10 protein-coding genes are annotated in these 9,910 nt (G+C 43.6%); 6 read left to right on the top strand and 4 right to left on the bottom strand.

Annotated features, from left to right (window positions below):
- Nucleotides 1-280 precede the first annotated feature (280 nt).
- Together IM456_RS04185 and nblR are read left to right on the top strand one after the other, a co-directional pair.
- Nucleotides 281-790, top strand: coding sequence for a hypothetical protein (locus IM456_RS04185; protein ID WP_149988307.1), 510 nt, complete (start codon nt 281-283; stop codon nt 788-790).
- Nucleotides 791-831: 41 nt separating this feature from the next.
- Nucleotides 832-1,521: a response regulator transcription factor NblR gene (gene nblR / locus IM456_RS04180; RefSeq protein ID WP_149988308.1), complete on the top strand. Its 690-nt coding sequence runs from the start codon at nt 832-834 to the stop codon at nt 1,519-1,521.
- Nucleotides 1,522-1,730: 209 nt separating this feature from the next.
- Here nblR and IM456_RS04175 read toward each other — a convergent pair whose 3' ends face one another.
- A complete protein-coding gene (locus IM456_RS04175) occupies nt 1,731-2,528 on the bottom strand; it encodes a glutathione S-transferase (RefSeq protein WP_149988310.1) in 798 nt (265 codons plus the stop codon).
- A 362-nt stretch (nt 2,529-2,890) separates the two neighbouring features.
- Between IM456_RS04175 and IM456_RS04170 the strand changes: the two genes are divergently transcribed.
- From IM456_RS04170 to IM456_RS04160, 3 genes are all read left to right on the top strand, one after another.
- Entirely contained in the window at nt 2,891-4,099 is a 1,209-nt protein-coding gene (locus IM456_RS04170; protein WP_149988311.1) for a hypothetical protein, read from the top strand.
- Between the two features lie 33 nt (nt 4,100-4,132).
- Nucleotides 4,133-5,125, top strand: coding sequence for a pentapeptide repeat-containing protein (locus IM456_RS04165; RefSeq protein WP_287693269.1), 993 nt, complete (start codon nt 4,133-4,135; stop codon nt 5,123-5,125).
- A gap of 65 nt (nt 5,126-5,190) precedes the next feature.
- Nucleotides 5,191-5,658 carry a retroviral-like aspartic protease family protein gene (locus IM456_RS04160; protein WP_149988313.1) on the top strand — a complete coding sequence of 156 codons (468 nt, stop codon included), beginning with the start codon at nt 5,191-5,193 and terminating at the stop codon, nt 5,656-5,658.
- Here IM456_RS04160 and IM456_RS04155 read toward each other — a convergent pair.
- Nucleotides 5,653-7,314 (bottom strand): M14 family metallopeptidase, encoded by a 1,662-nt coding sequence (locus IM456_RS04155; RefSeq protein WP_287693268.1) that lies wholly within the window; start codon nt 7,312-7,314, stop codon nt 5,653-5,655. The genes IM456_RS04160 and IM456_RS04155 overlap by 6 nt on opposite strands.
- A 72-nt stretch (nt 7,315-7,386) precedes the next feature.
- On the opposite strand from IM456_RS04155, the gene IM456_RS04150 reads away from it, so the two are divergent.
- A complete protein-coding gene (locus IM456_RS04150; RefSeq protein WP_002751038.1) occupies nt 7,387-7,599 on the top strand; it encodes a hypothetical protein in 213 nt (70 codons plus the stop codon).
- Here the strand turns inward: IM456_RS04150 and IM456_RS04145 are convergent.
- The gene (locus IM456_RS04145) at nt 7,596-8,342 is read right to left on the bottom strand and encodes a circadian clock KaiB family protein (RefSeq protein ID WP_002758959.1); all 747 of its coding nucleotides are present in this window, start codon (nt 8,340-8,342) and stop codon (nt 7,596-7,598) included. The two genes, IM456_RS04150 and IM456_RS04145, sit on opposite strands and share 4 nt — an antisense overlap.
- A gap of 90 nt (nt 8,343-8,432) precedes the next feature.
- A complete protein-coding gene (locus tag IM456_RS04140; RefSeq protein ID WP_149988315.1) occupies nt 8,433-9,749 on the bottom strand; it encodes a type IV pilus twitching motility protein PilT in 1,317 nt (438 codons plus the stop codon).
- Nucleotides 9,750-9,910: the final 161 nt, after the last annotated feature.

Here is a 9,910-nt window from a genome sequence, read left to right as displayed (position 1 = left end):
CCGGCATGGGAGTGATCAGGGGGAAAATTCAGGGACTTTTTCCCTGAAAATTAGGTAATTGGCCACCTCAAAACCGGTAAAACCCCACACCCCACACCCCACACCCCACACCCTGCCACCACCGAAAAACTTTTTCAGCAAGCCCTAGATAACAAGTGATATTCTAGTGGGTTCGGATAGGACATAATCGTGTAAGACGTGAGTAGGGGAAACCAGAAAGCGCAGTGATGAGCTTCGAGAATCCCTCCCATGAGCGCTTCGGGGAGTGTCAATTAATTGTATGTCTTTGGTAATTTGTACGGGTTTTCATGATTCTAGACTGACCGAGGATTTTTTAGGACATCTGGGGAGCAAATCGGTCAAATTACGTTCCTATATTATTATTTCGCCTTTTTCTTGCTTAAATGAAGCTTTTTCACCGGGAGAAGCTCTAACCTTGATTGGGTTTAGTGCGGGGGTGGTAAATGCGATCGCTTTAGCTCATTATTGGCAAGCTCAAGGGGCAAAAATTGCAGCTTTAATAGCTCTGGACGGGTGGGGAGTGCCATTAATCGGTAATTTTCCCATTTATCGCCTTAGTCACGATTATTTTACCCATTGGAGTTCCTGTTTATTGGGTAGCGGTCAAGAAAATTTTTATGCAGATCCACCTGTAGATCATCTTAGCCTCTGGTCGTCCCCCGATCGAGTGACCGGTTGGTCTATCAATGGTAATTTTGTCCAACGCACCACAGCGTTAACTTTTTTATTAAATCGGTTAGGCAAGAATCAATTAACTATAATTAGGTAGTCCCCTCCCTATCTTTCCTATTTCTTTACCGCTGCTGATTTATGAGTACATCCGTTCCGAGTTCTTCAATTCTCTTGGTGGGAATTGAGGAGAATATCGCTAAACTAGCTAGTGCGGACTTGAAAGAAGCAGGTTATCGTCCCCTGATCGTGCCTAGCATTGATATGGCTTTCCCAGAAGTGAAAAGTTGGCAGCCAGCGATGATTATACTCGATCGCTTCCTCGCAGCGGAGGCCGGTGTGAATTTTTGTCGTCGTTTACGTTCCCAGGGAAGTCGCGTTTATATTATTTTGTTAGTATCTCAAGAAACCCTAGAAGAACGTCTCGCCTGTTTGGAAGCGGGAGCCGACGATTATTTTCTCAAACCCTATAATTCGCAATCTTTTCTCAAATTAATCCGTTTTTACCTGCAACCTCTGGAAATTACCCCCGAACAATTGCGTTTCGGTGACTTAGTATTAGATTTAGCCAGTCGTCGTCTCTCCTATAAAAACAAAAATATTGAGTTGACGATGAAGGAATTTGAACTGCTGCGCTACCTAATGATTCATCCCAAAGAAGTATTATCGAGGGAGAAAATTCTCGAAAATGTCTGGGGAGACGAATTTCAAGGAGAATCAAACGTTATTGAGGTATATATTCGCTATTTACGCCTGAAGATGGAGGCTGGTGGACAAAAACGCCTCATTCATACCGTGCGCGGTGTCGGCTACGTTTTACGGGAATCTTAACAGTAATCAGTAATCAGTGATCAGTAATCAGTGATCAGTAGATTGCTTTTATTTAATCTCCCTACACCCTACACCCTACACCCCACACCCCACACCCCACAACCTACACCCTACACCCCACACCCTACACCCTACACCCCACACCCCAGACCCCACAACCTACACCCCACACCCTACACCCCACACCCCACCAGCCTAGTCAAGCGCTGCTATTCAATTTGGATGGAGTTGGGGGAATCGATAGGAGGGGTGGAACTTCCTGGAGTGATAGTTTGACGGTATTGACTATAAAGACGGTCGCGCCAAGCAAAAAAGCCCTCGTAGGCGCTATTATCGGCTAACCCCGGAATCCCCTTGCCTTGCAATTCCCTGGGTAAGTTGAGATAGGAACCCTGGGGAAACTGAAGCAGTACACTTAATCCCGCCACGGCTAAATCGGCTAAAGTGGGCTGATCCCCGACTAAATAGGGACGATTGTTTAAAATGAGGTTCAAAGCCTCTAAATCCTGTTCTAGCCCCTTTTTCGCTGTATTGATAGCATCTTTTCCCAGACCTACACCCGCCCCCAAAATATCAATTAATTCCCCTGGCATAGAACCCAGCAACAAGCGCATAAAACCGGGAGTTTCCTGGGGTAAAAAAGCGGTACGAAAGTTTTGATTTTGGGCAAAAGCGCCGAGAAAAGCGGTTCTTCCTTTTAATCCCAGGGATTCATCGGCCCATTCTTCGATTAATAAACATTGACCCCGTTGTAGGGGATCTGTGGGGATAATTGGTTTTTCAGGATACTTGCGATCGAGATAAAAAGCAATCTCCGTCGAGTCAGCAATGTAAGTATCACCATCCTTGAGGACGGGAACCTGGCGCTGTCCGGAAAGACGGAATAATTCTAATTGTCCCACCCCCGGCACCACGTCCCTTTTTTTATAGGCAAGTCCTTTATAGTCGAGGATGAGACGGACTTTCTCACAATAGGCAGATAATTCAAATTGGTAGAGTTCTAGCATGGGATGATATGGCCTCTCGATAAATCAGTTTCTCCCTGATTACTCTAACCCTATCGGGCATCGGTCGTCTAAACTTAAAGACTTTACTCCGATTTTGTCCGAACATTTGTACTAAAAACGAGCCAGGCGAAAAAATAATCGTTTGCTAATTTTAGGAGTTAGGCTGGGTACTCTTGGGGAAGATAGACCAGATCCAGCAACCCCAACTCAATACTGCCACGCTTTTAGGTTAGGATATTTTCAGGCAATAAAAGCGAGGAATAACTTATATATTCTGGCAAGCTGACTCGCGAGAGACCAATAGCATACCGCTATAGTAGAGGCGTGCGAGGGCTGGCTCCTTTCTCGGATCAGAGGTTACTATGCAATTATCCATCGACGTTTTTAATGACGTAGTTCGCTATCTCGACAGCCACGAAGAAAAATTACGGATCAAAAAATTAATCTTTTGTATCTGTAAAAAATATTGGGAAAATGAGCCTAATATTTTGAACAGTGTGGCTATGGAAGACTTGGTGAAGGAGTTAGTGCAACTCAAAACCAATAAAGAACAATTAACTTTTTCTGTTTATAAATTAGTTAAAACCCTCAATCGTCCTAAAGTTTATCTGGGAGTAGCCACGGTTATTATCGAGCAAATCAGTCAATTATATAGTAATATTGCTGCCGCCTACGACAATCAATTATTACCAGTGGAACCGGAAGTTAACCCTAGCTTCACCACCGTTAATAATGATGTCAACAACGAGGAAGATAATTTATTAAGACAGGTGGTTAGTGGAATAGAAAATCATCGAGAGACAGCGAGAATTCAAAAATTAATGTTTGCCGCTTGTAAAAATCGTTGGGAAAACGATCAAGCGGTGATTAATAATTATGGCTTAAAAAATATTGTTTTAGAACTTCAGCGAAACAATCCCAATTTCCTAAGCTTGCGACAAACTTTCAAACAAGTTGCCGAAAAGATTAATAAAAAAGCTCTCTACCTAGCCCTAGCCGATATTATTCTTACCGAACTAGAGCCTCTTTACGATAATGATAACGATGACGAAGAAGAGGATAATGAGTCAAAAAGTCAAATCTTGAACAATCAAATAGTTCATCTAAAGAATGATTCTGATTCTGCGGCTAAAACCAGATGTTTCTCCCCCTCTAGAAGTGAACCTGTGGATTTTGCCTCTTCGATTATCAATCTAAATGAACCGCAAGTAGGAATGGAATTGCCCTTGGCCGAGCCGGCTTCCTCAAATAACAATACCAGTAATTTCCCACAAATTACTGCCTATGACCCCTTTGAAACTCGTTTAGAAATTTTCCAGTATGCTAATCCTTTACGAGCCAAAATATTGATTTTCTCGCTCCTATTTCATCCTTGGGATCGGAGCGGTCAAGATTGGTCAACTCTGCGAAGTTATACCCTAGAAGATTTACTACAACAACTCATCCAAAGTGGGAAATCTCTCAAGGATATCGAAATTCAACTATACAATATTGCTCAAACCCAAATGGATCCGGATGCTAACGTTCAAACCGCCAGTATTCTGGTGCAAACTTTACAAAAAATTCTTTAATTTTTTACCCAAATTTATCTGGATATTCTACCTATGAAACCCACCGAATTAATTGAACGTTATGCCGCAGGAGAAACTCAATTTAGTGGCTTAAAATTACCAGGAGTTAATTTAGTTGGTGCTGACTTAATTGGCATTGTTTTAAATGAAGCAGATCTGCACGGAGCCAATCTTCTCTTTACCTATCTTAACCGGGCTAATCTCGCTAAAGCTAATCTCGTGGCAGCTAATTTAAGCGGTGCTAGTCTCAACCAAGCTGACTTAAATGGGGCAGATTTACGCAGTGCCAATTTACACGGAGCGATGCTACAAGGGGCTAATCTTCGTGATACTGATATAACCCTAGCTACTTTACTTGATGCTAACTTAATCGGGGCGGATTTACGGGGGGCTGATTTAAGTGGTGCTAACCTCACTGGTGCTTGTTTGCGAGGAACAAATATGCGTCAGGAAAAGAAAAATCATAACACTATTTTACAAGGGGCTAATTTCTCCCGCGCCGACCTGCAAGGGGCTAATATGAAAGGGGTTGATCTGGTGCGAGCTAATCTAGTAGGAGCCAATTTAAAGGATGCTAATTTGTGCAATGTTGACCTGAGAAAAGCGGATTTAACTAATGCTAATCTCCAAGATGCTTTACTTACTGATGCTAATTTAATCGGGGCGCATTTAGTGGGGGCAAATCTAGCGGGAGCCAATTTACTGCGATCAAAAATGAGCGATACGGAGGCAATGGGGGCAAATTTCCATAGTGCAATTATGACTCAAATAAAATTTGATCGAGCTAATCTTAGTCAAGCTAATTTTCAAGCAGCAAGAATGAATCATGCTGACTTAAGAAGGGCTAATCTTTCAGGAGTTAATTTCAGCGAAGCGGATTTAGTCGATGCTTTCTTTGCTAGAGCAAATCTCACCGGTGCCGATTTAAGTAATGCTAATCTAACTCGTGCCGAGTTAATGAGTGCTAATATGATGGGAGTTAACTTCTGCGGTGCAATTATGCCCGATGGCCGGATTAATAATTAAAATTACTAGACGATTTTGTTGCCAATTATTCCGGTATAATTGAAGGTAGAATTGAGGGTAGTATTATGGTTGAGCCAGCAATTATTGCGGAAGATATGGGCAAAATCTACACCACCATTACAGTTATCAATCGCGCGGATCAAATTTTAGCGGCGGCGGCGGTGATTTCTCCCGATCAAATTCGCTCTCTTACCCTAGAAAATGTCTTAGTGGATACGGGGGCAACTACTCTTTGTCTAGTGCCAGAAGTAGTCTCCCGCTTGGGTTTACAGCTTTTAAAAGAAGTAGATGTGGCTACGGCTAAAGGCATAGGAAAAGCGAGAATTTTTCGCGATGCCACCTTGATTATCGCGGGACGGGAAGGGACTTTTGAATGTTTGGAATTATCCGGAGGTCAAAACAATTTATTAGGAGTAATTCCTTTAGAAGCTTTGGGATTAGAACCAGATCTTCGCAGCCAAAAATTGCGGGTTTTACCCACAGAATCCAACGAGACTTATTTAACAATTTTATCGAACAAAATAGCTCTATAAAATCACTTTTTGTCTGACTGTTCCTGCTCTTTCAGCTATAGCGATAATCTCGATTTCTTGACCAGAAACTCCCTTAATCACCCATTCCACCGTACGGCGATAATCTAAACCGTGAGCAAGACTACTATATACTTTATTTGATCGCCCTTCTAAGTGACCGATTTCCTGCTCTAATTTTCCCACTATTAAACTCACCTCATCGGCTAAATTTAACTTGACTTGAATGGGACGAACAATCTTTCTTTCCAGTGCCTTTTTACTGGTATAAGTGGGTAAGAATCCCTGATTTTCCAACTGTAAAACCAGATGATAAATACCATTTCCCTCCGACTTAAGATCAAGACGAGAGATAGCTAAAAGAGGTGACATCAAAGCATGGGCAATAGTAAACTGACATTGTTTCTCACATAAATCTGGTAAATACTTTTCTGGGGCATTTTGCCAGACATTTTTAAAGTCCCAACCGCCAATTTCCACCTCTCCCAATTGGGGATGATCAAAACTTTGCCAATTAATAAAACCCTTTCCCGCTAAATTCTCATCATTCCAACGCTGTAACTTCAATTCATCTTCAAAAGGATGCCAGCGAAACCATTGAATATAATCATCTTTTTTCACTCCCGCTTGGGTGGGTGCATCCCATAACTCCACCGTAAAACCATACCAACCAAAATGATCGTAACCATAATCATCCATGGCACCGTTAATCACTTCTTTGGGATGATCACGAAAACCGTGATAGACAGAAACGCATTCATAACCAGTCATTGCTTTTCCCTTATCAGCAATATATGTATACATTTCTAAGTCTTCCACGGGGAAATATTCATCGGGATGGGTGCTATAGGGACGCAACATTACTGCTGAATAGGTATGATAGGTAACGAAGCCATTAATATTGGTGTTATTTGCCCAAAATTCGGCTTCTGCACGGGTTTCTGGCTCTGAAAAGGGAAAATATCCCGCCCCCTGTTGTTCCCCTTCAGGAACCCAATAAACGGGATAATTGCGGTTAAAATCCAAGCCCTCTAGGGTGGGGGCAGTGGTAAAATTATAGCCATCGTAATCGCGGATTAAACCTTCGGTGAGCAAAGTGTAAAAAGTTCCTTCAAATTCCTCCGGTTCGCGACGCACCATAATGCGAGGATCTTGTTCAGAAATTTTCCAAGCGCCACAGGTATCTTTTTGGCGCATTTGTAAGATTAAACCATCGCCGTTAATATCTTCAGGATATAGCCCCGGTTTCTCGTCCGTGTGGGGATAGGGGCGAATACTCGATCGTAACATATAGGGAGTGGTGAGATATTTTTCTGCTCCATCCACGGCTAATCGCGGCAAAATATAGACAGTGTAATGGTCAAGAAGTCTGGTAATTGGCGAATTATGACCGTATTGGCTCAAAAGATGAGAGATAGTATAGAGAGCGACGGCAGAACCTGTTACTTCCCCCGCATGGGTGTTAGCATCAATCCAATAGGCAGGTTTTTCTAAATAGGGGCCTGTGGCTTGATTTGTTAGGGTAGTTAACCAGATATCTCGATTTTCGTAGCTTTTACCGATCGAGGTGAGGCTAATTAAATTAGGATAGGATGAGGCTAGGTTTTTCAGGAAAGAAACTAATTCTTCGTAGGGGTAATAGTGGCTAAAATCAAACATAATCTTCTGCAACTAAAAAAAAGGAGTCTCGCGTTAATTTGACAAAATATGGGATAATAACAGTAAAAAACTATGGATAGTCAAGATATCGCTCGCTACATTGAAGAAACTAACGGTATTTCCAAGCCTTGGCTGTTGGTGCAATTGCGTCTCAAAAAACTGCAAGAACGTCGTGCCAGTCTTTCCCAACAGGAATATATCCAAGAATTGGATGATATTCAGCAAGACTTAATGAAATTGGGCGAATGGTGGCGAGGAATCGAGTCAGAAGTCTTTAAACCCTAAGCGGTGGCGATAATCTGTAATACTCGCGGTAAATCCTCAAATTCGCCGATGATGCGTTTCACCGGTTGCGGCCAAACCCGGACTAAAGTGGGAATAGCAGAGACATGATTAGATTCCGCTTGTTCTGGATGCTTAGAGATATCGATCACTTTCAGGGTATAGGGATGGTGTAATTCTCGTTCTAGAAGCTGATGGATCGATTCTAGGGTGTGTTTAGTATTGGCATTATTACCGGAGACAAATAACCGCAAAACATAACCCTTGGGACTAGGGTTAGTATAGTCAGAGTCAGCACTAATCCCCGAAGTCGTTGCGGGGCGCTCCTGATAACGGAGAATCAGATCGTGGGATTGCCAAAGTTGGGGAAACTGCTGACGATAGGTTTCTAAGATAGTGGGATTAGAGGATTGTTCCTGCCAAGGTACAGTAAACCAAGCTCGCTCGTCCGTGGCGAAAATAGCATTTAATAAAGGCTGATAGCGACGGACAAGGGGATAGACTTCGGCTCTAGTATGAATACGGTGACTGTAGGGATCTCGCCAGCGATCGATGGTAGCGGTAAAACTCGGAACTAAAAAATGGGGAGGTTCTGGCAATCCTAAAGCGGACTGGAGAGCAGCGCAGAGATTCAGATGCCAATGAGTTTGTTTATCAGGATCGATACAGTAAATCAGGTCGCCCCCGGGGGTAAACAGGGCGATGCCTTTAAAAATATCGGGCAACACAATCGCGGAAGTGGTCACTTGAGGGGTTCCCCTAGGGAATCAATAGGAGCTTCTATTTTTCTAGACTACTAAACTCTTGACCCCTCAAGGATTTCCTTCAGGGTTTTTCTAGATTCTACCCCGCAGCATCATCGCCATTTCATTGGGAACCGGGGACATTTCCAGGGCGACCTCATCGCTAATCCGTCCCTCTTGATAGAGGTTAAACAGAGATTGATTAGTGGTAATCATGCCATCATATTCGCCATCTCTCATTAATTCGATAATTTCGTCATTTTTGCCGCTGCGAATGTAATCTTTGACGGTTTCTGTGTTGACGAGAATATCGTGAAAAGCAGTCCGTTTACTATCGCTGGTACGACATAAACCCTGGGAAATAATACAAACCAAGGATTCCGCGATCGCCACCCGCATCGATTCCCGTTCCTCGGCGGTATAAAGAGTTAAAATCCGCTCCAGAGTTTTAACGGCGCTGTTGGTGTGCAGGGTTCCCATGACTAAGTGACCGGTTTGGGCAGCTTTCAGGGCAGTATTAACGGTGGATTTGTCCCGCATCTCCCCCACCAGAATAATATCTGGGTCTTCCCGCAAAGAGGCTTTTAGGGCATTATCGAACTCATGGGTGTGCATTCCCACTTCCCTTTGTTTGATCAAACTGCGACGACTTTGATGGACAAATTCGATCGGGTCTTCGATGGTGATAATATGTTTGGCGTGTTCTTTATTGATGTAATCGATCATGGCTGCTAGGGTGGTGGATTTCCCTGAACCCGTCGGACCGGTGATTAAAATCAATCCCTTATGCACATCGCACACATTCCGGAACACAGCCGGTAAGCCCAATTGTTTCATAGTGAGGATTTTCATGGGAATTAGACGCAAAACCATCCCAGGACCGCGCAGACTTTCAAAGATATTAATCCGCACCCTAGCGAATTCGTACTGAGTTGCACCGTCAAATTCTAGGTCTTTTTTAAAGCGAAGGATTTCTTCTTCACCGAGGATTTCCCGTAACCAACTATAAAAAGTGTTGATGTCAATTTCAGGATAGTTGAGAATAATCATTTCACCACGATCCCGCATCCGGGGTTGTTCTCCAACTCCTAGGTGAACGTCCGAATAACCCCGATCAAAGGCCATCCGGATCAAATGTTCTAAGGTGGGTTGATTGGGAGCGCGACCAGGCTGGGGTGGGGTTTGGGGAGAAGCCGCCTGACTGGGAGCGCGATTTTGGGGAGGACGTGGGGCGGAAATTTGACCATTTTGCGGCATATTCGGCACGTTTTTGGTCGGTGTCGCCACCTGTTGGCTCATTTCTTGAGTTGTCCCCGTGCTGGTTCCCGTGATTTCTGAGGGAGGCATCGGCATGGAGGGAACTGGCAGCGGCTGCAGTGGTCGCGAGGAAGAATTGGGATTTTGACTCATGAGCAATAGGGGGTTTTTTCTTTACCGAAAAATTGGGTTTAAAGCCTCGCCCTTTTAGGGCGACTTTATGTGATGTATGATATTAAGAATAGCGGGCCGGGTAAGCAACCGCTTAAAAAACCCAGTCATCGCAGGATGAACGCACCTTGAAAACTAGAGTT

Source organism: Microcystis sp. M079S1, from assembly GCF_020246425.1.
Taxonomy (GTDB): Bacteria; Cyanobacteriota; Cyanobacteriia; order Cyanobacteriales; family Microcystaceae; genus Microcystis; species Microcystis aeruginosa.
This window is presented reverse-complemented; position numbering and strand designations above follow the sequence as displayed.